The organism is Streptomyces xinghaiensis S187 (assembly GCF_000220705.2).
GTDB classification, from domain to species: domain Bacteria; phylum Actinomycetota; class Actinomycetes; order Streptomycetales; family Streptomycetaceae; genus Streptomyces; species Streptomyces xinghaiensis.
In genome coordinates this window covers 4,922,577-4,947,823 of record NZ_CP023202.1, presented here as the reverse complement: position 1 = coordinate 4,947,823, position 25,247 = coordinate 4,922,577, and the positions used below count along the sequence as shown (strand labels likewise).

Sequence of the window (25,247 nt, the reverse complement as noted above, 5' to 3'; positions counted from 1 at the left end):
TGCGGGAGGCCCGGGATTCCGGGAGCCCGAGGGCCCTGGCCATCAGAGGCTGCGCAGCCAGTCGTCGACGGTGCCCTGCGCGGTCGACGCCTCGGCCGGCCGCAGCCGGGAGTCGTCGTAGCGGGAGGTCAGCCGGTCCACCACGGAGACGACGCCGTCGATCTGCCCGGTCATCCGGACGGCGACGGGCACCTCGCTGCTGCGCTCCAGCTCGCCCTCCAGCGTGACGACGCCGTCGGTGACGGTGACCTTGACGGCCTGCGGCACCAGCCACAGGGTGCGGACCAGCACCTCGTCGATCACCTCGGCGCGGATCTCCTCGTCGGGCCGCAGGAAGACCTGGAGCAGGTCGCGGCGGGTGACGATGCCGACCAGCCGGTCCTCCTCGTCGATCACGGGCAGCCGTTCGACGCGGTACTTGGCCAGGATGCGGGCCGCCTCAGCGATGGAACTCTCGGCGCGCACGGTGACCGCCGGGGAGGACATCAGTTCGCCGGCCGTCCGGGCGCGGGCCTTGGCGGCGGTCCGGTACGCGGCGGGGGTGAGCCGGAAGCGGTGGCGCCGCTCCCCCGGGTCCGTCTGCTCGGTCTGCCGGGCCATGAGGTCCGTCTCGGAGATCACGCCGAGGACCTTCTCGTCGTCGTCCACGACGGGCACCCCGCTGATGCGGTGCTCGTCGAGCAGGGCCGCGATGTCCTTGAACGGGGTGGTGCGGACGACCCGGACGACGTCGTCCGTCATCACGCTGCCGACCTTCCGCTGCTTCATGGCCATCTCCTCATCCCCCGGTCCTGTGCGGGCCGGTCCGGTGCGTGGGTTCCTTCGTCCGGCTCGTCCCGCCCGCCCGCTGCCGGCGGTGTACCGGTACGGGCGGCGCGGCCACGGGTCGCGATTCCACGATCCGCCCGGCCCCCCGCACTTCACAGGGGCTGCCCGGGCCGGTGACGGGGCCGTTCGGCCCACCGGGGCCCGGGCCGTACGGCGCCCCCGCGCGCACCCCGCCCGGGACCTTTCCCGGCCGGGCCCGCCCGGCGTCCAAGGGGCCCGGGAAACGGGGGCCGTTGGGCCCGTACGAGGCGGTCTTTCGGCACCGGTCGCACACCGGTCCGAAGCGCCATGGTTAAAGCGTCACCCCGACCGGGAGCCACCGGACGGGAGACACCCGAAAGGGTCCACCCCGAGTGAAGGAGCCCGTCATGGCCGTCATGCAGGAACCCCGTCTGAACCGCAGCATGCAGGTCCCGTCCCAGCGTGCGGCCCAGACCGCCCCGGAGCACGGCGCGGTGATGACCCCGGCCGGGGCGAAGACCTTCGCGATCGTCCGCATCGTGACCGGCTTCGTCTTCCTCTGGGCCTTCCTCGACAAGACCTTCGGATGGGGTTACGCCACCCCCGCGGGCAAGGGCTGGATCGACGGCGGATCGCCCACCAAGGGCTTCCTCAGCGGCGTCGCCGTCGGACCGCTGGAGTCCACCTTCCACGACATCGCGGGCGCCGGCTGGGCGAACTGGCTGTTCATGCTCGGCCTGCTGGGCATCGGCGTGGCACTCCTCAGCGGTGTGGCGCTGCGGCTGACCGCCGCCGCCGGGTCCCTGATGATGATGCTGATGTGGGCGGCCGAATGGCCACTCGCGCAACACCTGTCGAACGGCGCGCCGAGCATGTCGACCAACCCCGTGGCCGACTACCACCTGATCTACGCGCTGGTCCTGATCGCCCTCGCCGCCGCCTACGCCGGCAACACCTGGGGCCTGGGCCGCAAGTGGGCGGAACTGCCCATCGTCCGCAAGAACCGCTGGCTCCTCTGAACCTCATGAGCCGCGACAGGGAAACCCCGACCGGGCCGGCGCCCAGCACCGCCGGCCCGGCCGGATGTCCGGGTCCGGTCCCGCACCCGGCCCCGGGCCCCTCGCCCGGCACACGCACCGCCGTCACCACGCATCCGCCAGCACACAACGTTCCGGAGGAACGGACATGACCGTACGGGTAGGCATCAACGGATTCGGCCGCATCGGGCGCAACTACCTGCGCAGCGCCCTGGGGCGGACGGACGACACCACACCGGTCGAAGTGGTGGCGGTCAACGACATCGCGCCCACGGCGACCCTCGCGCACCTCCTGGAGTACGACTCCACCTACGGGCGGCTCGGCCGCACCGTCTCGCACGACGCCGGCTCGATCACCGTGGACGGCCACCGCATCGCCGTCACCGCCGAGCGCGACCCGGCCGAACTGGCCTGGGCTGAGCACGGCGTGGACATCGTCATCGAGGCCACCGGCCGCTTCCGCACCCGCGAGGAGATCGCCCGCCACCTCAAGGCCGGCGCCCGCAAGGTGCTGCTCTCCGCGCCCGGCAAGGACGTGGACGCCACCATCGTCATGGGCGTCAACGAGACGGACTACGACGCCGAGCGGCACGAGATCGTGTCCAACGCCTCCTGCACCACCAACTGCGTGGTGCCGATGGTGAAGGTGCTCCACGAGCGGTTCGGCATCGTCAAGGGGCTGATGACGACCATCCACGGCTACACCAACGACCAGTCGGTGCTGGACAGTCCGCACAAGGACCTGCGCCGCGCCCGCACGGCCGCCGTGAGCATCATCCCGACGTCCACCGGCGCCGCCCGCGCCGTCGGCCTGGTCCTGCCCGAGCTGGCCGGCGCCCTGGACGGCATCGCCGTCCGCGTCCCCGTCGAGGACGGCTCGCTCACCGACCTCGCGCTGGTGCTGCGCCGCGAGACCACCACCGAGGAGATCAACGAGGCCTTCGCCGAGGCGGCCGAGGGCGCGCTGAAGGGCGTGCTGCGGGTGAGCACGGCGCCGATCGTCTCCCGCGACATCGTCGGCGACCCGGCCTCCTGCATCGTGGACGCCCCGCTCACGCAGGCACACGGCGAGCTGGTCAAGGTCTTCGGCTGGTACGACAACGAGTGGGGCTACAGCAACCGGCTGCTGGACCTCACGGAGTACGTGGCCGCCCGGCTCTGATCCGGCCGCGTCGCACCGGCGCGCACCCGTGCGGAGCGACCCGGCGAGCGCCGCCGGCCCCGCCCGGCCGCACGGCACCGCCGGATCACGGGCCACGCCCGCCCCACCCGCCCTTCCCCGCCCCAGCCCGGCGCGGAAGGGCCCGGCGCGTTCCGGGACCGCCGGTTCCGCGACCGGGACCTGCGGCCCTCCAACAGCCGCCTCCCGCCTGCGAGTCTGGAACCGAAGCAAGGACGTCACCGCGGCGTTCGAATCCTGGAGGTAGCCACCATGTCCCGTCCCGTCACCCTCGGTCTCGACGGCTCCCGCGAGAGCATCGCAGCCGCCGACTGGGCGGCCCGCGAGGCTGAGCTCCGCGGACTGCCGCTGCGCGTCGTCCACGTCTGGGAGCCGCTCCCGTACCCGCTCCCGCCGAGCAGCGGCCCCGAGGTCCAGCGCCACTGGGCCGAGCGCATCCCGCGCGAGGCCACCGAAGAACTCAGCACCCGCCACCCGGACCTGGAGATCACCAGGGACCAGCTCCGCGGCCACCCGGTGGAGGTGCTGCCGCTGGTCGCGGACGAGTCCGAGCTGCTGGTCCTCGGCTCCCGCGGTCTCAAGGGGCTGACCGGCTTCCTGGTGGGCTCGGTCGGACTGTCCACCGCCGCCCACGCCCGCCGGCCGGTCGTCCTGGTCCGCGCCGGGGAGCAGGCGGGCGACGAGCACCGGCCGGACCCGGCGGGCCGCACCTCCGCCGCCAGCCCGTACAAGGACGTGGTCCTCGGACTGGACCTGTCCTCGCCCAGCGACGAACTACTGGAGTTCGCCTTCGACGCCGCCGCGCGGCGCGACACCCGGCTGCGCGTGGTGCACGGCTGGAGCGTGGCGCCCCACGGCGACCTGCCCCAGTCCGCCGACCTGGAGTCCGAGCTCGGCGAGCGGCGGTCCGCCCAGCTCGCCGACATCCTGCGCACCTGGCGGCAGAAGTTCCCCGGGGTCGAGGTCGAAGCCCAGGCGGTCATCGGCAAGCCGGCCGACCACCTGCTGGAGTCGGGCTGCGACGCCTCCCTGGTGGTCATCGGCCGCCGCATCCGCCGCTCGCCCATCGGCACCCACCTCGGCGCCGTCGCCCACGCGGTGCTGCACCACTGCTCCGTCCCGGTCGCGGTCGTCCCACACGACTGACTCGACTGACTGGACTGACTGGACTGACACGACTCGGCTCAGACGCACCGGGCGACGTCAACGGCCCGCCGGAAGTTTCCCGTTCACGGGGGCGGCCGGCGGGCCGCGGCCGTGTGCGGCGGAATCCGCCACAACGCGTCGCACACCATCCGCGGACCGTTTCCCGGCTGCTCCCTTTCCGTTGGCCGGGCCTGGCTACTCTCCCCTCGCCCGGTCCGGCCCAGGAGAGGCACGTCCATGAGCACCCCGGTCCACCGCACCCCGGCTCGGCCGTCCGTGAGCGCCCCGACGCCGAACCGGCAGCGCCGGGACCGAAGCCGGACAGGGAGTCCGCCGGGAAACCCGGCGGAGCGCGCCCTCCGCGCGATCCAGGCCGGCGCCGGCAACCGGGCCGCGACCGCGGCGGTGCAGCGCGCCAGGGGCGCGGCGAAGACGACGAACACGGCTAATACGGCCAACACGGCGAACACGGCGAACACGGCGCAAGGGAATGCGCCGGAGAACGGCAACGCGTCCGCCGCACCGAAGAGTTACCGCGAGCGGATCGCCGCGGTCCTCGACCGGGTCAAGAAGAACCTCGAATTCATCGACACCTTCGTCAAGGGCGTCCATGTCCCCGCCAACGCGGGTTTCTCCCAGCAGGCCTCCGCCACGGTCAACGACGGGCTCAAACACTCGGCCGCCTCCTCGGGGACCGCCGCCGCGTCGGAGAACCTCGTCACGGAGACCGCCGGCACCGTGCTCAGCGGCATGGATGCGGCCAAAGCCAGGAAGAGCGCCAAGAAGCACGAGAAGGGCGCCGCTTTCCACGAAGCGGACAAGAAGTCCACCTCGAAGACGACCGACGCGGTCGTCGGCGCCGCCAGCTCGGGAAGCTACGCCCTCGCCATCGCCAAGGAGCTGACCAAGGCCCAGAAGGCGGCGAACGCCATGACAACGGCCGAGGCGAGCGGTATCGGCTCCGGTGCCGTCGGCGCGGTGAAGGGCGCCCGCGCCGCGAGCCGCTTCGGGACGACGGCCCGCAAATACCGTGCCCTGAAAGGGCTGGACAAGCCCGACCGCACCGAGGAGGGAGCGCTGGCCCGGCTCAGCCAGGCGCGGGAGCAGGCCGAATGGGCCGCGGCCGAGGCGTACGTCGCACTGGACCTGCAGTGGGACCACGAGGGCGAGGACCGGCTGGAGCGCGTCTCCGAGGCCATCGACGCGGCCTGGGCGGCGATGGGCGACGCCCGCGACGCCGCCGGAGACCTCCGGCGCGCCGAGGACGTGAACACGCTGAACACGGTACACACGTACGCGCTCGGCAAGCAGCGCCACAAGATGGGCAAGCAGGCGGCCACCGCCGTGGGCGAGTCCACCAAGGCCGCGGGCGGCATCGTGACGGCGGTCGCCGCCACGGCGGGAGGAGCCGGGCTGGCGAGCAACCCGGTCGGCTGGGGCCTCGCCGCGGGTGCGGCCGGCCTCATCCTCGGCGTCGCCGCCTACCGGGCGGGCCGCGCGGGCATGAAGCGCTACGACGGGGCCCGCCACCCCGAACGCTGGGCGGCGGAGGAGGAGACCCCGGCGGAGCCCGCCTCCCGCGAGGACGCGCTGAAGGAGGCCCTGAAGTTCTGGAAGAAGGTGGAGAACGGCGAACGCCAGGCCATGGCACGCAAGATCTACGGATTGGCGGCGGGTCCCGACATCCGCGGGAGCGGCGCCACAGCGGCCGAGATGCGGGACTCGGCCAGAGCCCTCCTCATCGCCCTCAAAGCCGGCCCCGGCAACCACCGGCTGACCGCCGACGAGTGGGCGGACTCGCTCAACGACCCCGCGAAGACGGCTGCTTGGATCAAGGAGATAGCGGAACAGCTGTCCTCGGCCTGACGGGAGGCGCGCGGCCTCCGGCCTCCCGGCAGGCGTCAGGCCGGCGGCCGCGCGGATATCGCGTTGTGGAGCCGGGGGTCCGTCCCTAGGGTCACCGGTATGTCTCTGCGTCTCCGTATGCGTCAAGCCCTGCCGGAAGCGATGCGCGCCCGCGACAAGGCGGCGGTGAGCGCCCTGCGCGCGACACTGGCCGCGCTGGACAACGCCGAGGCGGTGCCCGTGGGCGAAGCCGGACTCCGCGGCATGGCCCTGGAGCAGTCACCGGCCGGAGCCGGTACCACCGAAGCGGCGCGGCAGGAGCTGAGCGAGCGCGATGTGATCGACGTCGTGCGCGCCGAGGCGGCAGAACGGCTGGACGCCGCAGCACAGTTGACGGCACCCGCACACGCCGACCGCGCCGCCCGGCTCCGCGCGGAGGCCGCCGTCCTGCTCCGGCTCCTCGACGGGCCGGGTACCGCGTAGAGCGCGGCATCGTCCCGCGTCGCCGTGCCCGGTGTCCCGGACGGGACCGGCGACGCACGCATTGCAGCGGCTTCACCGGCCAGGTGGGCGAGGCCCCTGTGGTCGAGGTCCTCGGCCGCCGGAAGACGTCACGCTGCCGTTTCGTCCATCGGCTTTCGGGCCAGAAGCCGGCAATCCACCGCGCGCTTCGTGGACGGAGCTCAGAGGTCGAGGACCATCGCGTCGTAGTACGGGGCGTCCTCCCACGGATGCGAGACGCCGACCTTGCGGTATCCCCAGGCGGCGTATGCGGACTGGGCCGGGGCGGCCTCCGGCTCGGGCCGCATCGTGAGGGTGACGCGCTCGGCGTTCAGGCCATCGAGGAGCGTACGGTGCAGTCCGGCGGCGATGCCGCGTCGGCGCCACGGTTTGCGGACAGCGAGTTCGATGACGACGAACGTCCGCTCGCCGTTCTCCCGTGTGAACTCCGCCGGAAGCGGCTCCAGGAGGTTCTTCCACCATCCGGTGTCCGGCGGCAGCAGGTAGCCGAAGGTGAATCCGACCACCTCCTTCGCATCACGGGCGAGGACCAGGCGCATACCGGGGCGCCCGGTCTGCGTCCGGTACCGGTCGGCGAACTCCGCAACGTCATGCGGGCCTTCGCAGTACGGGGGCTCGGCGTAGATCTCCTTGTAGGCCGGGAGGAACGCATCGAGCTGCCCGGAGGCCTCCGGTCCCGCGTACCGTTCCAACGTCACCTCACGCATGACGCCGTTCCCTTCTCCGGGCACGTCTTCCCCTGTTCCCTTACCCACCGCTCCAGCCGCGCGTAGCGTGATGGGGAAAAGAACCGTCCGGCCGGGGGTCAACCATGGTGAAAGCCAGCAGTATCGGCGACCGTATCCGCGCCCTGCGGGAGTTCCGTGACGTCACCCAGGAGGAACTGGCGGCGCGGGCGGAGGTCCATGTGGACACCATCCGCAAGCTGGAACAGGGGCAACGGCAATCCGCCCGCCTCACGACTCTCCGTGCGATCGCCGCCGCCCTGGATACCGAACTGGAACGTCTCCTCGGCAGTCCCACCGTCACCGCCCATCAGTCCGATGACGCCACGGGAGGGCTCCTCGCCCTCCGCGACGCCATTCAGGACGTGACCGCTCTCCCCGGAGTCCCCATCGACGAAGTGGACGAGGATCCGCCCCGGGCGGACGTGTGGGCGGACGCCGTCGGGGAGGCCACCTCCCTCTATTGGCGCGGTGCTTACAGCACACTCGCCTGCCAGCTTCCTCATCTGCTGCGGGACGGGCGGGCCGCCACACGCGAAGCGGCCGGTCCGGAGGCATCCCGGGTGTGGGCCAGACTTGCTCTCGCCTACCAGCTCGCAGCCTGCCTGGCGGCCCAGGCCGGACACACGGCTTGGGCGTTCCAGGCCGTGAAGGCACAGCTTGAAGCAGCCGAGCGTGCCTCGGACCCCTTGATGTCCGGGATGGGAGTGTCCACGCTCTCCTGGGTCCTGCTGCGTCAGGGTCGCTGGGAGGAGGCGCAGAGGGTCGCGGAGCGCAAGGCCGAGGACCTGGAGCCGGCGTTCCGGAAGGCGAACAGAGCACAGCTCGCCGTCTACGGGAACCTGCTGCTCGCCGCTGCGACACCCGCCGCACGGCGTGGCCGGCGGAGCGAAGCGGAGGAGTTGCTGAACGTCGCTGAGTCAGCAGCCGTCCGCTCGCGTCCTGTGCGCCTCTACGGCACCGCCTTTTCACGAGTGGACGTGCAGACACAGCAGGTGAACATCGCCCTCGCCGGGGAGGAGAACCAACCGGACAAGGCCCTGGCTCTTGCCGAACGGGTCGATCTGTCCGCGATTTCCCGCCCGGTGCACAGTGCCGCACACCGCGTTGATGTGGCTCAGGCGCAGTATCAGACCGGGAACGGTGACGGCGCACTGGCCACGCTGCTGGATGTGGAACGCGAACAGCCGGAATGGATCAGGTATCAGACGCTGGCGGCTGCGACCGTGCGGGAGATGCTGGAGGCCGAACGCCGCAGGAACACACCGCTCCGGGGACTGGCGGCGCGCCTCGGGGTGGATCCGAGTTTGTGAACGAGGAGTAGGACAAAGCGTCCCGCCCGGCCCGTCCGCGATCAGACGAATGGTGAACTACGACGCTGGGACGTAACCGCTTGGCTCCATAGCGTGACTGCCGATGGTGGTGCCGGTCGCGATTCCCCTCAGGGTCACGGCCGTGTCCACACGCTCAGCAAACACACCGGGGAGCTGCACCGTGGAGACCAGTTCACACGCCCGTCACGCCTCAAGTCGAGACGGCCGCATGCCTGTTGGACAAGTCCTGCACCTACCGCTGGCCGACGGACCGCCGACGCACGGCGCCTTCGCACCCCGCCCGCGGGACCAGGACATCGCGGTGATTCGCTGGCTGCTCTGCGCGGCGGCGGACCGTCGGCGGGCCCGGGTGGAGTGGGCCGAGTCCGGAGTCACGCTGCTGGCATGCGGTGTGCGCTTCGCAGCTGTCCGTATCGGCCGGGAACTCGTCGAGGCCGCCGCCGGCACCGGCGACCAGGAAGCCATTGACGCCTGCCTGCGTGACACCCTGTGCGGCGGGCCGGTGATCGCCGACCATCATCGCCGCCAGTTCTACGCGCTGGTACCGGCACGTACAGCGCACCGGTGGGAGGAGCGGGACGCCGCCTGCCTGGGCACGGGCTCTCATCTCGGAGTGCCACGCCCGGATCGCGTCCGAAGCACTGCGGGCTGCTCGTACTGGCCAGTGCCCGTGGATGTGCCCGGGCGGCTGTGCCGTCCACGCGCGGTGAAGCAGCTCATTGACGTCGGCCGACGCCAACTGGCTCTCGGCCAGCAGGAGTCGTGTCAACCGGCCCGCCCCGCACTCGCCCGCATCTCCCCGGAGGCCGCCCAGTGACGGCGTACGGGCAGGTGGACGGGTGGGAAGTGCTCCGCTGTGTCGGGCGGCAGATCGGGGTGCTCCGCGGCCGGGCGCAGCTGACACAGGCCGAGCTCGGCGAGACGATCGGCTACAGCAGCCACGCCGTCGCGGCGGCCGAGCAGGGGCGCCGGCCACCGAGCCCCGTGTTTCTCGACGGGGCCGACCAGGCGCTGGAGGCCGGGGGTGTGCTGACGGCCGCCGCCGAGCTGGTCGAGCATGTCCGGGCGGCGGGCTCGGCCGGCTGTCCCTCGCCGTCGGTGATCGCCGCCTGGCACGCCTACGCGCCCTCGGTCGTGCCCGAACTCCTGTGCACGGACGACTACGCCCGGGCGGTGCTGCGCGCCCTCCGGCCGACGGCGAGCGCGACGGAACTCGACGCCGAGGTCAGCGCGTCCGCGGCCCACCGCCAAGTGCTCCACGGGGACTCGGGCCTGCTGGTCACCTGTGTGCTGGAGGAGGCCGTCCTGCACCGCGCGTACGGCGGCCCGGAGGCGCTGCGCGGGCAGATCGCGTACCTGGCCGAGGTGGCGCGGCTGCCACGGGTGCAGCTCCAGGTGATGCCGCTGGACGCGGTGGAGCACGCGGCTCCCGACGGGCCGCTCCTGCTGCTGGAGCCCGCCACGGACCGGCCCGTGGTGGCGCGGACCGGTCACCGGACGGTGACGCGCCCCGCCGAGGTCCGCGCGCTGCAACAGCGGTACGGCACCCTGCGCGGCCAGGCGCTCAGCCCGGCGGACTCCCTGGCGCTCCTGGAGAACCCGCGGATGTCCTCCGCTCAGAGGTTTCATGCCGGGGCAGGCAGGGCGGCGGGCGGGGCTCATCCCTGAGTCGTTAAACGTTCATCTTCTGGCTCGATCCTCCTCGGAGCCGCGCACGGGCGGCGGTATCCAGGAGGATCTTCATGGGGCACGGACACGGTCACGCGCACGGCCATCACCACCACGGACACGCACACACGCACGACCACGACCACGAGGCCCCGCAGGCTCTGCCCGCCGCCTTCGACACGAGCGTCCCCGACGAGGCCCTGAGCCCTGAGCAGCAGTCGCGCCGCGGCCTGCTGCGCCGCGCGGGCCTGCTCGGCGCCGGACTGGCCGCGGGCACCGTCCTCGCCCCGACCTCCACCGCGGCCGCGGCCCCCGCGGGGGCCGCGGGCAACGGGCGCCGCAGGAGGGGCTTCCTCTGGCTCGCCGGCGACCACCACATCCACACCCAGTACAGCAGCGACGGCAAGTACCGGGTCGTGGACCAGGTCCGCCAGGGCGCCCGGCACGGCATGGACTGGATGGTCATCACCGATCACGGCAGCGTGGCGCACGCAAAGATCGGCGTGGAGAAGGTCAACCCGGACATCCGCGAAGCCCGCGCCGCCCACGAGGACACCCTCGTCTTCCAGGGCCTGGAGTGGAACATCCCGGCCGCCGAGCACGGCACGGTCTTCGTCCACCCCGGCCGCAACGAGGTGTCCGTCTTCAAGCAGTTCGAGACCGACTACGACGGCGGCGTCAAGGGCGCCGGTGCCTCCACGCCCGCCAATGAGGCCCTCGCCGTCGCCGGCCTCTCCTTCCTCGCCGACCAGGTGAAGCGGCGGAAGGTCAAGGACGCCCTGATGCTCGCCAATCACCCGGCGCGCAAGGGCATCGACTCCCCGCACGAGATCCGTGCCTGGCGCGACGCCACCCCCGGCCGCCACCGGATCGCCGTCGGCTTCGAGGGGGCACCCGGCCACCAGGCGGCCGGCCTGCCCAAGCCGCTCGGCATGGGCCGCGCCCGCGGCATCTACGACGGCAGCCCGGGCGCCAACTCCTTCCCCGGCTACCCGCTGGAGAGCTACCGCACCTGGGGCGGCTTCGACTGGATGACCGCCACTGTCGGTGGCCTGTGGGACAGCCTCCTCGCCGAGGGCCGCCCGTGGTGGATCACCGCCAACTCCGACTCCCACCAGGTGTACGCCGACACCGCCGCCCGCGGCGGCGGCGACTTCGGCGCCAACGGCCGCTACGACGATCCCGTCTACGCCGGGCGGATCGACGTCACGCAGGGCGACTTCTGGCCCGGCCAGTACAGCCGCACCCACGTCGGTTCCGACGGCTTCACCTACGCCGCGGTCATGGACGGCATCCGCGCCGGCCGCATCTGGGTCGACCACGGCGGGCTCATCAGCGGCCTCGACGTCCGAGTCTCCGGCGGCGGCCGCTGGGCCACGCTCGGCGGCGCCCTGCACGTCCGCAAGGGCACGCGGGTCACCCTGTCGGTGGACGTCGCCCTGGCCGGCGGCCCCAACTGGGCCGGATTCACCCCGAAGCTGGCCCGCGTGGACGTCATCCGGGGTGAGGTGACCGGCCCGGTCACCGACCAGGACACCTTCACCGCGCCGACGGCCCGGGTGGCCAAGTCCTACGAGGTGAACAAGGACACCGGCACCGTCCGCCTCACCTATGACCTCGGCCGCGTCGACCGCCCCGTCTACCTCCGCACGCGCGGCACCGACGGCAACCGGTCCGCCGTCGGCGCGCTGGGCGCGGCGACCGACCCGGCCGGCCCCGCCATCGACGCCGTCGACGACGCCGACCCGTGGCGCGACCTGTGGTTCTACTCCAACCCGGTGTGGATCCTGCCGTCATGACGCCGCCCTCCGCGCCGTACACCGTCGGCATCGACACCGGCGCGGCGACGCTGCGCGAGGCCGACCACCTGCTCCAGGCGCTGGCCGCCGAACTCTCCCTCCCCGAGGGCGTCTTCGGCTGCACGCACCTGGTGCGCGACGGGCGCCCGCGCGTCGCCCTGTCCCTCGCGGCCGGCACCGCCGGAGCCGAGCCGGTCCTGCGCACCGCCCGGGACCGGCTCACCGCCCAGGGGTTCGAGGTCCGCGACGGCGCCCCGGACGAGGCCGGCCGCGCCGTCCTCTACCCGGGCGCGGGCGCCCTCACCGGCACACTGACGCTCGCGGAGGTGCTCACCCGCTCGGCGATCGAGCAGGTGACGGTCGTGGGCACACCGGACGAACCGCTCCCGTCCACGCTGCTGGTGACCCGGGAACACGTCCGCCCGCAGTGGCAGAACGGCCGGCTCGTCCTGGCCGCCATGCCCGCCGCGGGCGGCACCCTGGTGCCGTTCGAGGACCCCGACCCGACGCCGTGCTGCGCGGACCACTGACCAGGTCACCCAGTCCCAGTCCGAGCGCTTCTCATCCACTGCCAGGCTGGTGATCGGCAACGAAGGGGGATGGAGTGAACGGCAATGTGGTGTACCACTGGATCGGGCCGGCCGTGTCGACTGCGCTCATACAACCGGCGCCGGTGGCGATGCTCTGGCGGGGTGGACACCGCAGTCGACGCGGAAGCGGCAGGCCGGGCTGCGGCTTCGCGCCCCCGGCTTCCTGTGCTGCTGCGCCCTCGTGCTCCTCAACGCGATCCCCCGGATCGCCGACGCCTCCTACGAGACGGTCATGACCTGCATGCTCCTCGGCTTCGGCTTCATCGCCGCCGCTGCCGTCCTCTTCCTGCTCGCGGCCCGCAAGGATGCGCTCGCCCGGACAGCCGGCCCCATCGCCTCTCACGCGGGCTGAGTCCCCTGGCCCCGGACCGCGCGCCGCGCCGCGTTACCGGCTTCGCGGTTTCCCCGGAGGGCGTACGCGGCTAAGGCCGGGCCGGGGGCGGCCTCCGGCTTCGGCCGCATCGTCGGAGTGACGCCCGCGGCACTCTGGCCGTCCAAGAGCTCCGGCCGTCAGGTGCGGCGGGCGGCGCCGTCCGGCCAGACCACATCGACCGGGATACCGGAGGCGCGCGCGGCGAGGACCACATCGGCGGTGCCGCCTCCCCTGCCGGACGGCGGCACACCGTCCCATACGGCGACCAGGCGTTCCGTGCGGTCCAACATCACCGCGTTGGCCGCCTCGTACGCCTCCCGGCCCGCTGTCCCGTACGGCATGACGAGCACGTCGGCCGCCGCTTCGAGGAGACGGTCGAAGACCGGGGCGTGGTCGGGCTTGACCTTCGCCTGCCGGTAGTCGCGTGAGGGGAGGACGGCGATGAGCCGGCCACCGGCTGCGAGCAGTTCCTCGGCGAAGAGGGTGTCGGCACCCCGGGCCAGGCAGGAAAGCCCGGTCAGATCCTCATCCTCCGCACGGTGCCGGGCCAGCACATCCCGCAGAGCCTTGCGTACCGGGTCAACGCCGGCGTCGGTGAGGTCCATGTGCCCGGTCACGGCGATCGTCGTCACGGTGTTCTCCTGTCTCAACTGGCCAACAGATCGCGGATGTTATCGCGCGCCTCGCGGACGGAGCGGGAGGCGCTGTTGCCCACGGTGTACGGGTAGAGGTGGCCAAGCTGTGCACGGACGCGTGCGGACATGGTGAGGCGAGCACACTGCACTGCCCGGTGCGTCTGCTCGACGGCGCTGGTCAGGTCTCCCTGAAGATAGGAGCATTCGGCGAGGCCCACCCAGTCCAGAGCGTGGCTGCGGCTCGCTTCGGTCCCACGTCGATTGAGAGCCTGCGTGATGTGGTCCGCTGCCGCCTCGGCATGTGCATCGGGGTCCTTGCGCGCAAGTTCCAGAAGGCGGCCGCCGGTGACGCCGGCGAGTTCGGCATCGTCGAAGTAGTCGATCCAGTACGGCTCTTCCCCCGGCTTCGCCTCGGCCAGCGATTCGCGGGCCTTCTCGGTGGCGCGGTGGAAGGCCGCAGTGCGGCCCATAGCCGCCAGGGCCCATGCTTCGCGGGTATGCAGCATGGCCCGCACTCGGGCGGGTACCGAGCTTCCGCCGCCCTCTTGTGCCAATCGGACAAGTTCGAGCGCGTCCTGCGGCCGATCGCTGTAGAGCATCTGTCGGGCCATGCCTGCCAGCACGTTGGCGCCGAAGAGGATGTCCCTGCCGGCGTGGGCGGCGCGCAGGGCCAGTCGGTAATAGTCCTGCGCTCGGCGTTGGAGGCCGGAGTCCCACGCCATGGTTGCTGCGGTACCGGCCAGGTGCGCCATGACGGTATAGAGGCGCTGCTCGATGCGGGGAGCCTGATGCTCGTTGATGGCCGATGCGACCTCGTTGAGCTGGCCGACGACGGCCTTACGGCGCAGGCCGCCCCCGTACCGGTGATCCCAACTGCGGAAAATCCGCGCAGTCTTCTCCAACTCGTCGACCTCCCGGTCGCCAAGACGGCCACACCGGTGCCGGGCGTGAGCGACTGCGGCCGGTTGGAGCCAGCCCTCCAGAGAATCCAGCAGTGCGGCGCCGGTCACGGCCGTGGCCGTGAGGGCGCGGGTAGCTGCGCGGCGGTCCAACACCAGGTCACTCCTCGTCAGGCGTGCGGCGAGGTCCACAGTGACAGCAGGCTGCCACGGGATCTCACTGACGGCACCGCAGTCACCCTACGAGGGGTGACTGCGCGGTTCTTCGTCGTAGTTGTCGCTCTCCCATGGACGTGAGGCCAGGCCCAGCAGTGTGCCCGGGATCCGCAGGCCGTCCGCGATGCGAGCGATCACGTCGAAGCTGGTCACCTGCTGCTGTCCGCTGATGATCTTGGACACTTTGCCGGGAGTGAGCTGGCACGCGACCGCGATGCGGTTCTGACTGAGACCACCCCACTTCTTGGCAAGAGCGAAGACGCCGGCGAAATCGTGTTCGGCCAGAGCTCGCCGTAAGTCGTCCCGTCTGAGGAGTTCCTCCGGGAGACCAAGGGTGGAAGCCATGGGACCAACTTTCCAGGCGCGGTGCGGACAGGAGAATTCATCTCATGCGTGTGGAAGAGACGGTATTACCGCCCAGGTAACCCCTGCCGACCATTCCCGATATGCCACCCGGCCGAGACTCTCGTTCCGTGATGAGACCAACTGAGCAAGCGGGCCGAGAATCAGATCTCTTCTGCGCCCGTGTATTGCTGTGTGCCACCAGCAGGGAGCGGAACAGGGCAGTGGCTCACTGGCTGCTCCGCGCGGCGCCGGACCGTCGGCGGGCCCGGGTGGAGTGGGCTGAGTCCGGGGTCACGCTGCTGGCGTGCGGCGTGCGCTTCGCGGCCATCCGTATCGGCCGGGAACTCGTGGAGGCCGCCGTCGGCACCGGCGATCAGGAAACCCTTGACGCCTGCCTGCGTGGCGCCCTGCGCGGCGGGCCGGTGATCGCCGACCATCATCGCCGCCAGTTCTACGCCCTGGTACCGGCGCGTGCAGTGCACCGGTGGGAGGAGCGGGACGCCGCCTGCCTGGGCACGGGCTCTCATCTCGGAGTGCCACGTCCGGACCGCGTCCGAAGCACTGCGGGCCGCTCGTACTGGCCGGTGCCCATGGAGATGCCCGGGCGGCTGTGCCATCCGCGTGCGGTTAAGCAGCTCATTACCGTCGGCCGGCGCCAACTGGCCCTTGCCGAGCAGGAGCCGTGACGGCCAATACCCGGCCCGGCCCAGGGCTGCTTCGCCGGGCCATTCCGCACCGACGCGCTACAACTCGGCACCGCCGCATGACCGTTACGACCGCACGCCCACACGAAGGGACGACACCATGAATCGCGACACGATCCGCGTCCACGCCTGGTGCACCACGACCACCGTGGCAGCCGACCCCGGCGCCGCCACCGGCCAGGGCCTCCGGGGCCTCATCCACTGGTGGCGCGCCCACAGGGCCCACCCCGGCGACGGCCATGGCCGGCCATCCGCCCCTCCCGGCCGCACGCAGACCAAGTCGAACGCCCTCCAGACCGGCGTCGCAGTTCACCACGTCTCCCCGGAGGCCACCCCGTGACGACGTACGGGCAGGTGGACGGGTGGGAAGTGCTCCGCTGCGTCGGGCGGCAGATCGGGGTGCTCCGCGGCCGGGCCCAGCTGACGCAGGCCGAGCTGGGCGAGACCATCGGTTATAGCAGCCACGCGGTCGCGGCGGCGGAGCAGGGGCGCCGCCCGCCGAGCGGGGTCTTCCTCGACGGCGCCGACAAGGCGCTCGACGCCGGAGGCGTGCTGACGGCCGCCGCCGAACTGGTCGAGCACGTCCGCGCGGCGGGCTCGGCCTCCTGTCCCCCGCCGTCGGTGATCGCCGGCTGGCACGCCTACGCGCCGTCGGTCGTGCCAGAGTTCCTGCGGACGGACGACTACGCCCGGGCGGTGCTGCGCGCCCTCCGGCCGACGGCGACCGCGAGGGAACTCGACGCCGAGGTCCGCGCATCCACCGCCCGCCGCCAGGTGCTCCACCAGGACTCGGACCTGCTGGTCACCTGCGTCCTGGAGGAGGCCGTCCTCCACCGGGCCTACGGAGGCCCCGGAGTCCTGCGCGGACAGCTCGCGTACCTGGCCGAGGTGGCCCGGCTGCCACGGGTGCAGCTCCAAGTGATGCCGCTGGACGCCGTGGAGCACGCGGCCCCCGACGGACCGCTCCTGCTGCTGGAACCCGCTGCGGACCGCCCCGTGGTGGCGCGGGCCGGGCACCGGACGGTGACGCACCCCGCCGAAGTCCGGGCATTGCGGCACCGCTACGGCACCCTGCGCGGCCAGGCCCTCAGCCCGGCGGACTCCTTGGCGCTCCTGGAGAACCTGCGTGATGCCACGACCGGGAACCGCCGGGTGAGTGGCGCAGGTGTTCCGCTCCACGGTGGGGCGCTCGCCGCTCGGGACGCGCGGCCCGTCGCGCACCGGTCGCTGTACCGGAAAGGCGGTGCAGCGGGATCAGCGCCAGGCCCCGATGAGGTCGTCCGGGGTGAGGACGGTGACGCCGGTGGCGGTGGAGCCGCTTCGGGTCACGGCGAGGAGCGGGGTGGTCGCGTCCGCGCCGGGGAGCCGGGAGCGGTGGATGCGCAGGCGGGCGAGGTCGCGCTGGTCGAAGGGCTTGTTCTCCAGCCACTTGATCGAGCCCACCGCCGTGATCCTCTTGGCGATCGGCGAGCGGTCCGCGCCGACGATGTCGATCTCGGGGTCGTTGGTGCGGGTCCAGTAACCCCCGATGGTCTGGGTGCCCGCCGGGAGATGGTCGTCGATGAGGCGCCAGAGGGCTTCACGGACCACGGGTTCGACGGCGCGCCCGCGCCACGTCGTCCAGTGGGCGCGGATGATGTCGAGGACGCGGTCGCCGCGGCCGCGTTCGACGGTGGGGATCCCGGGGCCGATGAAGGAGAGCCAGAAGCGGAGGTAGGGGTCCTCGATGCGGTAGCGGGTCTCGCGGCTGGGACGGGTGGACAGGGGGAGGTCGGCGGCCACCATGCGGCGTCCCGTGAGCAGTTGGAGAGAGCGGGTGAGGGAACTGGGGTGGAGGTCGCCGGCAGCGCGGCCGATGAGGGTGAAGGTGCGCTCTCCGTGGCCGATGGCGCCGAGAACGGTGCGGGCCTGGGCTTCGGTGGGGAACTCCGCCGCCAGGGTGCGTTCACCGCTGACCAGGAGGGCTGAGGTGGGGTGGCGCAGGGCGGTGCCCAGGTACTCCCACAGGTCCGCGCCACGCGGCCACTCCTCCAGGATGAGCGGCAGCCCCCCGCTGACCAGATAGGCGTCGAAGGCGTCGGCCGGGGAGAGGCCGAGCATGTCGGCCACGTCGGCGGGGCTGAGCGGCGGGACGACCATCTCCGTGCCGCGCTGGTAGAAGGGGCGGCCGTAGGTGTTGAGCTTCTCCATCATGGCGAGGTCGGAGCCGACGAGGACCAGCAGCACGGGGAGCCTGGAGAGGGTGCGGTCGAAGGCCTTCTGGAGGGCGCCTTCGAAGCTGGGGTCCTCGCTGACGAGGTAGGGCATCTCGTCGAGGACGACGACGCTGGGCGAGTCCGCGGGCAGTGCGGTGGCCAGCATGCCGAAGGCGGCGTCCCAGGACTGAGGGGTGCCGTAGCCGCTGAAGCGGGCGGCGTCCGGGAGGCTGGAGGCCGCGATCTCGGCCCCGAAGCCGGCCAGGTCCTCTTCTTTCGAGCCTCCGATGGCCGTGAAGAAGAGGTGGGGCAGCCGGGAGCGCTCGAGGAATTCCTCCACGAGCCGGGACTTGCCGACGCGGCGGCGGCCGCGCACGAGGAGCGCCCGGCCGGGGCGTCCCGTGCGGCTCCCGGACCGCACCTTGTCCATGAGGTCGTCGAGGTGGGCAAGCTCGCTGCGCCGTCCGATGAATCCGTCCACTGCCGACTGGTTCCTTCCCGTCGCGGGATACTCGCATCCATGATACTTCCATCGATGCGAGTATCTTTCCCGCGGCGCGGGATCGGGCCGCCGGCGCGGCGGCGTGGCGGTCCGGTGCAGGGACGGCCCCGCCCAAAAAGGCCCGCGCTCGCCCGGCGGGCGGGTGCCGGGCGAGCGCGGTGGGGCGGGGGAGGACCCCCCTCAGGTCCTTCCCGCGCCCGGTTCCGGCGGCCGGCCGGGGCGCGGTCCCTCCGCCCCGGACGGCCTTCTCAGGTTGGGTCAGCGGCCTTCGTGGAGGCTTCCGGTCATCGGCCTTCGCGGAGGCTCTCCGGCGGGCCCAGGTAGCTGGGCTCCAGGCCGCCGGTGTCGACCACCAGCTTCTGCACGACCACGGTCGGGTCCACCATCCACAGCTTGAGGAGGTGGCGGCCCGGCTTGTCGATGGTGTGGCGGGTGACGGTGAGGTTGATGTTGTCCGAGGTGTTGCGGGCCCACTGGCGGTTCATGCCGGTGTCGTCGGAGCCGGTGGTGGCGATGATGTCCACCGTCTGCGGGGTGTCGTCGTCGAACGAGACGGCGTAGCGCAGGCCCTCGGTCGGCAGGACGTTGTTCCGCGGGGACAGATACGCCAGCACCTCCACCTCGCCCGCCGTGACGAGCGTCAGCTCGTACTGCAGGTGCGGGCCCCGGCCGCCGGGGGTCCGGCTGGGCGCGGTGACGGGGAACGGGGTGACGCCGGAGCCCGTGCGGCCGATGCCGGGCACGACCTCCCAGCGGACGCCGTAGGCGCCGACGGCCCGGGTGAAGTGCGCGGCCTCCAGGGAGACATAGCCGCTCGCCTCGATGAAGCCCCGGCGGGCGCGGCGCGGCAGCCGGGGGTTCTCGACGACCGCGCGGACCTCCACGGAGGTGCCGCCCGGCCCGGTGACGGTGATCGGCACCTCGGTGGTGCCCTTGGGGGCGCGCGACCAGTCCACGTGCACCGTCGCCCGCACCTGCTTCTCGACCCTCCCCCGGCCCTTCTCGACCCGGACCCACGGCACGGACGGCTCGATGAGGTAGCCGAAGGGCCGTGAGCCGCGGTTGAAGACCTCGATGTACTGGTCGGGGCGGGTCTGGTACGGGCTGAAGGCGGGGAGGACCGCCGGTTCCTCCGCGTGCGGCCACCAGGCGTCGGAGCCGTCGATGCCGACGCCCATCTCGGCCCGGTCCGGCAGCTCGATCCGCTTGACCGCCGGGAACACCTCGTCGGGCAGGGCGACGTGGTTCGGGGTCTGCGGCTGCTGCCAGCCGGCGTCGGGGCCGTAGCGCTCCTTGTCCCCGTAGCCGATCTTGGGCTGGGTCTGGAAGCCCTTCCACTTCCCGCCCGCCAGGCGGTTGTTGTAGTAGTCCGACATGGCCTGGTCCTCGGCGAACCGGGCGTCGGTGGTGTCGGCCAGGTCGTTGGTGAGGGCGCGGCCCTGGCCGGCGTAGTGGATGTTGGTGAACTCGGCCAGGCGGAGCGCGTAGAGGTTGGCGGTGGCCTTCACCTGGTAGTACACGAGCTGGTAGTAGGCGTCCTGCCAGGCCCGGGGGATTCGGCGGCGGATGCGCCCGGCCTCCTCGGCCAGTTCCCGCCACTCCTCGGTGACGCGCTCCAGCTCCCGGTAGTGGTTGAGCCGGAAGGGACTGGCCTGGTCGTCGTAGACGACGGCGTCGGAGTCGGTGGCCGGGTCCTTCGCCGGGTCGAGGGTGATGCGGCGGTTGAGGAGTTCGGGCTTGCGGCGGGCCTGGAGGCGGCCGTAGGTGTTCAGCACCTCGGCGATGGCCTCGGCCTGCCCGTGGCCGAAGTTCTCCTCGACGTACGCGCGTTCCCATTCCTCCAGGCGGTCGAGCGGCCAGCGCTCCGGGTCCCAGGCGTAGTCGAGGAAGAACTGCAGGGGCAGTTCCTCGGCCTTCATGTCGCCGACGTTGACCACCCAGAGCCGGTCCACACCATAGGAGTGGGAGAGGTGGAGCTGCTCCCAGGTGTTCGCCAGGTTGATGGTGTCGACCCACTTGTAGTTGCGGCCGTCACCCACGTAGTCGAAGTGGTAGTAGATGCCGTAGCCGCCCTTGCGGGCGGGCAGCGACTGGTCGGGCAGCTTGCGCATGTTGCCCCAGTTGTCGTCGCAGAAGACGACGGTGACGTCCTCGGGCGGGCGCAGGCCCTTGTCCCAGTAGCGCTGGACCTCCTTGTAGAGGGTCTGCACCTGCGGGACCTCGGTGAGCTTCTCCTCCCCGAAGAAGTCGGTGAGGATCTTCCGCTGGCTGGCGATGATCGACTCCATCAGGTCGATGCCGTCGCCGTCGGGCAGGCTGACGTCGCCGTTGCCGCGCATGCCGAGGGTGACGACGCCCTCGAAGTCCTGGTCGACCATGCGGCGGATGCCGTCGGCCCAGTACTTCTTGAGGGCCTCGCCGTTGCGGCGGAAGCTCCACTCGCCGGTGCCGCCGTACGGGTCCTCGCCCGGCTCGGTGATGTTGCCGTCCTCGTCGCGCTGGGCGGGGGTGGCGTGGCGGTTCCACTCCTCGATGCCGCGCATCATCGGGGCCTCGTGGGAGGTGCCCATGACGACGCCGTAGCGCTTGGCGGTGGCGTGGTTCTCCGGGTCGTCCTCGGCGAACGCGCGGCCCCAGACGGCGGGCCAGAGGTAGTTGGCCTTCAGCCGCAGCATGACCTCGAACACCTTGGCGAAGAAGGCGCTGTTGAAGCCGTTGGGGAAGCCCGGGGCCTTGCCGGGGCCGAAGAATTCCGGTGCCCAGGTGCCGAGGGCCGGGTTCTCGTCGTTGATGAAGAACCCGCGGTACTTCACGGCGGGGGTGCCCTGGCTGTGGCGGCCGGGCAGCACGTACAGCGCGTCGCGGCGGCGCGGCGGCACGTCGTCCCACCAGTGCCAGGGGGAGACGCCGATCTGGCGGGATGTCTCGTAGGCGCCGTAGATGGTGCCGCGCTGGTCGCTGCCCGCGATGACGAAGGCCCGGTCGACGCCCGGCATCGGGTGGCGCACCACTTGCTGGAGGGAGGTCTCCCACTTGCCCTCGATGCCGCGCACGTCCAGCTTGCCCGCCTCGATCAGTCCGTCGATCAGCGGGCTGCGGCCGATGGTGCCGACGATGACGAGGTCGCGGTGCGGAGACTTCGCAGCCTTCGCGGACCGCGCGCCGTCCATGACGGCGGGTTTCACGCCGGTGACGCGCTCGATGTCGGCCCGGAGGTCGTCCACGACGCGGACCACGCCGGGGTGGTCGTCCGGACTGACCGCGATCGGGGCGGCCTTGCCGCGGGCCGCGAGCGGGAAGGCGTCCCGGCGTGCGTCGAAGGCGATGAACCGGCCCCGGCCGGTCTTCCCCGGCGTCACCCGGCCGAAGGCGGAACCCCGTTCGGCCGCCGCCGCGGCGGGGGCGACGACGGGGGCCGCGGCGGCGGTGGCGGCGGTCGCCACGGCGGCGGCCAGCAGGGTGCGCCGGCTCGGACGGCTCGGCTGTGCGGGGTCCGGAGAAGTTCCGAAGGATCTCATGAGCGCGATCTCCGCAACGGTGGTGGAGGAGGTGGTGCCGCGAAAGTTATCGGAGATGTTCCGGAACAACAATGGATCGGACAGCCTGGTCATGACGCGCCCTCAGAACCGCACGCCACAGGGACCTTACGGCGCAAGGGTCGGGCGTCCGCCCGTTACCGGATGCATGCCGAAAGCTTTCGGTACGGGCGCGGAGCGCGGACGGGATGGAGGCGGGGCGAAGGGCGGGGCGGCGCCGCCCCTCGCGCAGGACGGGCCGACGGGGCCGCGTCCGCCCCGCCCCGGCCCCAGCGCTCAGGCCCGGCCGTCGGAGAGGGGGCCGAGCGCCGCGGGCAGCTCCGAGCGCCGCCGGATGCCCAACTTGCGGTAGGCGCTCGTCAGATGGGTTTCCACGGTCCGCCGGGCCAGGTGCAGCAGCTCGCAGATCTCCGCGTTCGTCCGCCCCTCGGCGGCGAGCCCGGCGATCCGCCGCTCGCTCTCCGTCAGCGCGGCCACCCCGCTGTGGACCCGCGTCACCCGCGCCCCGCTGTCCACCAGCGACCGTTCGGCCGCCGCCACCATCCGCCGGGCGCCCAGCTCCCCGGCCAGGCCCGCCGCCTCGCGCAGCACCGTACGGGCCCGGCCGCGTTCCCCGGCGGCGGTCAGCCGGTCGCCCAGCGCGATGAGCGCGAGCACCAGTTCGCGTTCCACGCCCTCGGGGGCGGTGCGCAGCACGGCCACGGCCCGCTGGCTCAGCTCCGTGCCGCGGCGGCCGCCGGTGACGGTGCCCAGCACCCGCAGCGCCCGTCCCACGGTCCGGGGGGTACCCCAGACGAGAGCCAGCCGGTACTCCTCCTCGGCGAGTTCCAGCGCCTCGGCCGTCCGGCCCAGCCGCCGCAGGCACTCGGCCGCGCCGGACCGCCAGGGGGTGACGACCGGGCTCAGCACCTCGCGGTCCGTCTGCCGCCGGCCGCACTCCCGGAAGTCCGCGAGCGCCGAGGAGTAGTCGCCGTCCGCGGCCCGCAGCTCGCCCCGGGCGTGGAGGAAGCGGTTCCACTCCCAGGAGTCGCGCGGGCCGTGCGGGGCGATGCGGTCGGCCAGCCGCCACGCCTCGTCCCGGCGTCCGGTCTCCAGCAGCGCCAGGACGGCCTGGGAGAGGATGTTGACCGAACCCTGCAGGGCGGCGGCGTCGGCCGGGCCGCCGGGCCGGGGGTTCTCCAGGACCGCCCGGACGGCGGGGTCGGACAGCAGTTCGCCGTACCGGCCGCGGGCCGCGGCGGCGTCCGCGCGGGTGTCCGCCAGGGCGTGCAGGGCCGGGTTGAGCGCCACCGGCCGGTACGCGGAGAGCCCCTCCCCGATGATGCGGTCGACCTCCTCGTACCGTTCGGCCCACTGGAGGACGGCCGCGACGGTGGCCAGGACGTACGGCGCCAGGGCGGGGTCGGCGGGGATGCTCGACAGCACGCAGAGACGTTCCACCGCGTCCTTGGCGGAGATCAGCCCGGCGGTCGCCTCGTAGCGGACGAGCAGGGCCCGTTCGGCCTGGTCGAGCCGGTCCGGCGAGTGCGCGGCGACATGGCGCAGCCCGGCCATCACCCGCAGCCAGCTCGCCCGGTCGTACGCGGAGAGCAGCGCGCCGGCGGCCTGCGCGGCCCGAGCCTGGGCGGAGCGGTCGGGCAGGTCCTCACAGAGGTTGCGCAGGATCTCCAGGGCCGCCTGCACATCGCCGCCGCGGGCCAGGGCGGTGCCGAGGGCGACGGTGGTGCGGAGCCGTCCGGAGCCCGTCGGCTGCCGCAGCGGCACGGCCTCGGCGAGGTGCCGCACGCCGACGGGGCGCCCGGCGTCGGCCTCCAGGCAGCCGAGTTCGGTCAGCACCTGCCCGCGGCGCTCGCGCGACAGGGGCTCGTCCAGGGCGCGGCGCAGCAAGTCGCCGGCGTGCCGGGTCCGGCCCTCGCGCACCGCGGTGGCCGCCGCCTCCAGCAGCGCGTTGACCGCCCACTCCGCGCCGACGGCCGGCACGGACAGCAGCCGGCGGGCCACCGCGCCGGCGGACTCACCGCGCTGGTACAGGAGTTCGGCCGCCGCGCGGTGGACCTCCTGCCGGCGCCGGTGCGGCCAGCCGTCGAGGACCGCGTCGCGCAGCAGCGGGTGCGCGACGCGGGGCGGGGCGCCGGGCCCGGCGCGGACGACGAGTCCGGAGCTCGCCATGGCGTCGATCCAGCGCCCGGTCCGGCCGGGATCGGTCCCGGCGACGTCCGCCAGCAGCGCGGTGTCACCGGTGGTGTCCAGTTCGGCGAGGGTGCGGGCCAGTTCGGCGGTGGCCGGGCCGGCGCTCTCCAGCGCCCAGGCGATCATGGTGGTGTAGTGGCTGGAGTACAGCCGCGCCCCGGTGTCAGGGAAGACTCCCGCGCCACCGGTGACCTCCGTCAGCCGCGCCAGGTCGGTCAGCAGGGCGTGGAGGAACAGCGGCACGCCGCCGGTCGCGCGCAGGCAGCCGTCGATCCAGCCGGGCGGGAGCCCCGCGCCCAGCCGCTCGCGGACCAGCTCGGCGGCGGCGCGGAAGCTCAGCGGGGCGAGCGTGTGGAAGCTGAACAGCGTGGACGGCAGGGTGCGCAGCAGGCACGGCGGTGGCGGGTCCAGGTCGTACTGGGAGCGCTCGGTGAGGACCAGCAGGACGGGTAAGCGGTCGAGCAGCCGGGCGGCCCGGACGAACCAGCCGCGCGAGGACGGGTCGGCCAGATGCACGTCGTCCACCAGGAGCAGCAGCGGTCCGGCGGCCGCGTGGGAGCGCAGCAGCCGCCAGAGCCGGGCGGCCCGTCCGGTCCCGTGCAGGGAGTGGTCCTCCCCGGCTCCCGGTTCGTCCCACGCGTCCGGGGCAGGGGCGGGGGGCCGCAGTTCCGCGTCCAGGAGTTCGGCCACGGCGGCGAATTCGGCGCGTGAGTCCTCCGGGGAGCAGCGGGCCCGCAGGACGCGCATGCCCCGCCGCGACTCCCGGGCGGCGACCGCCTCCAGCAGTGCGCTCCGGCCGGTGCCGGTGGCACCGCACACCAGGACGATACGGCCGGTGCCGGCCCGGGCGCGGGCGGCGTCGGCGGACACCCGGTCCAGCACGTCACGGCGTTCGCGCAGGCCGGCGAGATCGCATGGCTCCGCGGTCACGCCCGTCATCGTGCTCCCGTTCATGGGGACCTCTCCGGTGTCTGCGTCACACCCCGGCGGAACGTGGCTCCGCGGCGGGGCCGGTCG

21 protein-coding genes and 1 pseudogene are annotated in these 25,247 nt (G+C 72.7%); 14 read left to right on the top strand and 8 right to left on the bottom strand.

Going from position 1 to position 25,247, the window contains the following annotated elements; translation table 11 throughout:
• Positions 1 to 42 precede the first annotated feature (42 nt).
• Positions 43 to 768 (bottom strand): CBS domain-containing protein, encoded by a 726-nt coding sequence (locus tag SXIN_RS21145; protein WP_019711310.1) that lies wholly within the window; start codon positions 766 to 768, stop codon positions 43 to 45.
• 428 nt (positions 769 to 1,196) lie between these two features.
• Between SXIN_RS21145 and SXIN_RS21140 the strand changes: the two genes are divergently transcribed.
• The 5 genes from SXIN_RS21140 to SXIN_RS21120 all read left to right on the top strand — a co-directional run bounded on the left by SXIN_RS21140 (position 1,197) and on the right by SXIN_RS21120 (position 6,480).
• Positions 1,197 to 1,808: a DoxX family membrane protein gene (locus tag SXIN_RS21140; RefSeq protein WP_019711311.1), complete on the top strand. Its 612-nt coding sequence runs from the start codon at positions 1,197 to 1,199 to the stop codon at positions 1,806 to 1,808.
• A 166-nt stretch (positions 1,809 to 1,974) separates the two neighbouring features.
• Positions 1,975 to 2,988 (top strand): type I glyceraldehyde-3-phosphate dehydrogenase, encoded by a 1,014-nt coding sequence (gene gap, locus SXIN_RS21135; protein WP_019711312.1) that lies wholly within the window; start codon positions 1,975 to 1,977, stop codon positions 2,986 to 2,988.
• Between the two features lie 270 nt (positions 2,989 to 3,258).
• The gene (locus SXIN_RS21130; protein ID WP_019711313.1) at positions 3,259 to 4,152 is read left to right on the top strand and encodes a universal stress protein; all 894 of its coding nucleotides are present in this window, start codon (positions 3,259 to 3,261) and stop codon (positions 4,150 to 4,152) included.
• Positions 4,153 to 4,389: 237 nt separating this feature from the next.
• Positions 4,390 to 6,018, top strand: coding sequence for a hypothetical protein (locus SXIN_RS21125; RefSeq protein WP_019711314.1), 1,629 nt, complete (start codon positions 4,390 to 4,392; stop codon positions 6,016 to 6,018).
• A gap of 141 nt (positions 6,019 to 6,159) precedes the next feature.
• A complete protein-coding gene (locus tag SXIN_RS21120; protein ID WP_019711315.1) occupies positions 6,160 to 6,480 on the top strand; it encodes a GatB/YqeY domain-containing protein in 321 nt (106 codons plus the stop codon).
• 200 nt (positions 6,481 to 6,680) lie between these two features.
• Here the strand turns inward: SXIN_RS21120 and SXIN_RS21115 are convergent, their stop codons facing one another.
• The gene (locus SXIN_RS21115) at positions 6,681 to 7,226 is read right to left on the bottom strand and encodes a GNAT family N-acetyltransferase (protein WP_019711316.1); all 546 of its coding nucleotides are present in this window, start codon (positions 7,224 to 7,226) and stop codon (positions 6,681 to 6,683) included.
• A gap of 104 nt (positions 7,227 to 7,330) precedes the next feature.
• Here SXIN_RS21115 and SXIN_RS21110 point away from each other — a divergent pair, with 104 nt between their 5' ends.
• The 6 genes from SXIN_RS21110 (at position 7,331) to SXIN_RS31340 (ending at position 12,987) form a co-directional block, all read left to right on the top strand.
• On the top strand, positions 7,331 to 8,557 hold the full coding sequence (locus SXIN_RS21110; protein WP_019711317.1) for a helix-turn-helix domain-containing protein: 1,227 nt from the start codon (positions 7,331 to 7,333) through the stop codon (positions 8,555 to 8,557).
• A 229-nt stretch (positions 8,558 to 8,786) separates the two neighbouring features.
• On the top strand, positions 8,787 to 9,395 hold the full coding sequence (locus SXIN_RS21105; RefSeq protein WP_157916325.1) for a hypothetical protein: 609 nt from the start codon (positions 8,787 to 8,789) through the stop codon (positions 9,393 to 9,395).
• On the top strand, positions 9,392 to 10,246 hold the full coding sequence (locus SXIN_RS21100; protein WP_019711319.1) for a helix-turn-helix domain-containing protein: 855 nt from the start codon (positions 9,392 to 9,394) through the stop codon (positions 10,244 to 10,246). Before SXIN_RS21105 ends, SXIN_RS21100 begins: the two co-directional genes overlap by 4 nt.
• Before the next feature lie 74 nt (positions 10,247 to 10,320).
• On the top strand, positions 10,321 to 12,045 hold the full coding sequence (locus SXIN_RS21095) for a PHP domain-containing protein (protein ID WP_019711320.1): 1,725 nt from the start codon (positions 10,321 to 10,323) through the stop codon (positions 12,043 to 12,045).
• Positions 12,042 to 12,575: a hypothetical protein gene (locus SXIN_RS21090; protein WP_095757369.1), complete on the top strand. Its 534-nt coding sequence runs from the start codon at positions 12,042 to 12,044 to the stop codon at positions 12,573 to 12,575. Before SXIN_RS21095 ends, SXIN_RS21090 begins: the two co-directional genes overlap by 4 nt.
• Before the next feature lie 241 nt (positions 12,576 to 12,816).
• A complete protein-coding gene (locus SXIN_RS31340) occupies positions 12,817 to 12,987 on the top strand; it encodes a hypothetical protein (RefSeq protein ID WP_019711322.1) in 171 nt (56 codons plus the stop codon).
• Between the two features lie 158 nt (positions 12,988 to 13,145).
• Here SXIN_RS31340 and SXIN_RS21085 read toward each other — a convergent pair whose 3' ends face one another.
• Genes SXIN_RS21085 through SXIN_RS32945 form a run of 3 tightly spaced genes read right to left on the bottom strand, consistent with a single transcriptional unit; the run spans position 13,146 to position 15,103 of the window.
• Complete coding sequence (locus SXIN_RS21085) at positions 13,146 to 13,640, bottom strand: hypothetical protein (RefSeq protein ID WP_019711323.1); 495 nt, start codon at positions 13,638 to 13,640, stop codon at positions 13,146 to 13,148.
• A 14-nt stretch (positions 13,641 to 13,654) separates the two neighbouring features.
• Positions 13,655 to 14,734, bottom strand: coding sequence for an NsdA family TPR-like regulatory protein (locus SXIN_RS21080; protein WP_337589358.1), 1,080 nt, complete (start codon positions 14,732 to 14,734; stop codon positions 13,655 to 13,657).
• A 48-nt stretch (positions 14,735 to 14,782) separates the two neighbouring features.
• Positions 14,783 to 15,103 carry a helix-turn-helix domain-containing protein gene (locus tag SXIN_RS32945; protein WP_019711325.1) on the bottom strand — a complete coding sequence of 107 codons (321 nt, stop codon included), beginning with the start codon at positions 15,101 to 15,103 and terminating at the stop codon, positions 14,783 to 14,785.
• 221 nt (positions 15,104 to 15,324) lie between these two features.
• Between SXIN_RS32945 and SXIN_RS21075 the strand changes: the two genes are divergently transcribed.
• From SXIN_RS21075 to SXIN_RS33080, 3 genes and pseudogenes are all read left to right on the top strand, one after another.
• Positions 15,325 to 15,789 carry a hypothetical protein gene (locus tag SXIN_RS21075; protein WP_019711326.1) on the top strand — a complete coding sequence of 155 codons (465 nt, stop codon included), beginning with the start codon at positions 15,325 to 15,327 and terminating at the stop codon, positions 15,787 to 15,789.
• Between the two features lie 118 nt (positions 15,790 to 15,907).
• Entirely contained in the window at positions 15,908 to 16,147 is a 240-nt protein-coding gene (locus SXIN_RS32415; RefSeq protein ID WP_019711327.1) for a hypothetical protein, read from the top strand.
• A pseudogene (locus SXIN_RS33080) lies at positions 16,144 to 16,866 on the top strand (helix-turn-helix domain-containing protein); the annotation flags it as partial. The gene SXIN_RS32415 and the pseudogene SXIN_RS33080, both read left to right, overlap by 4 nt.
• 195 nt (positions 16,867 to 17,061) lie before the next feature.
• Here SXIN_RS33080 and SXIN_RS21065 read toward each other — a convergent pair.
• From SXIN_RS21065 to SXIN_RS21055, 3 genes are all read right to left on the bottom strand, one after another.
• Positions 17,062 to 18,483, bottom strand: a complete 1,422-nt coding sequence (locus SXIN_RS21065; RefSeq protein ID WP_019711329.1) for an ATP-binding protein — start codon at positions 18,481 to 18,483, stop codon at positions 17,062 to 17,064.
• 305 nt (positions 18,484 to 18,788) lie between these two features.
• A complete protein-coding gene (locus tag SXIN_RS21060; protein WP_095757368.1) occupies positions 18,789 to 22,022 on the bottom strand; it encodes a glycosyl hydrolase 115 family protein in 3,234 nt (1,077 codons plus the stop codon).
• Positions 22,023 to 22,316: 294 nt separating this feature from the next.
• Complete coding sequence (locus SXIN_RS21055; protein WP_095758129.1) at positions 22,317 to 25,169, bottom strand: AAA family ATPase; 2,853 nt, start codon at positions 25,167 to 25,169, stop codon at positions 22,317 to 22,319.
• Positions 25,170 to 25,247: the final 78 nt, after the last annotated feature.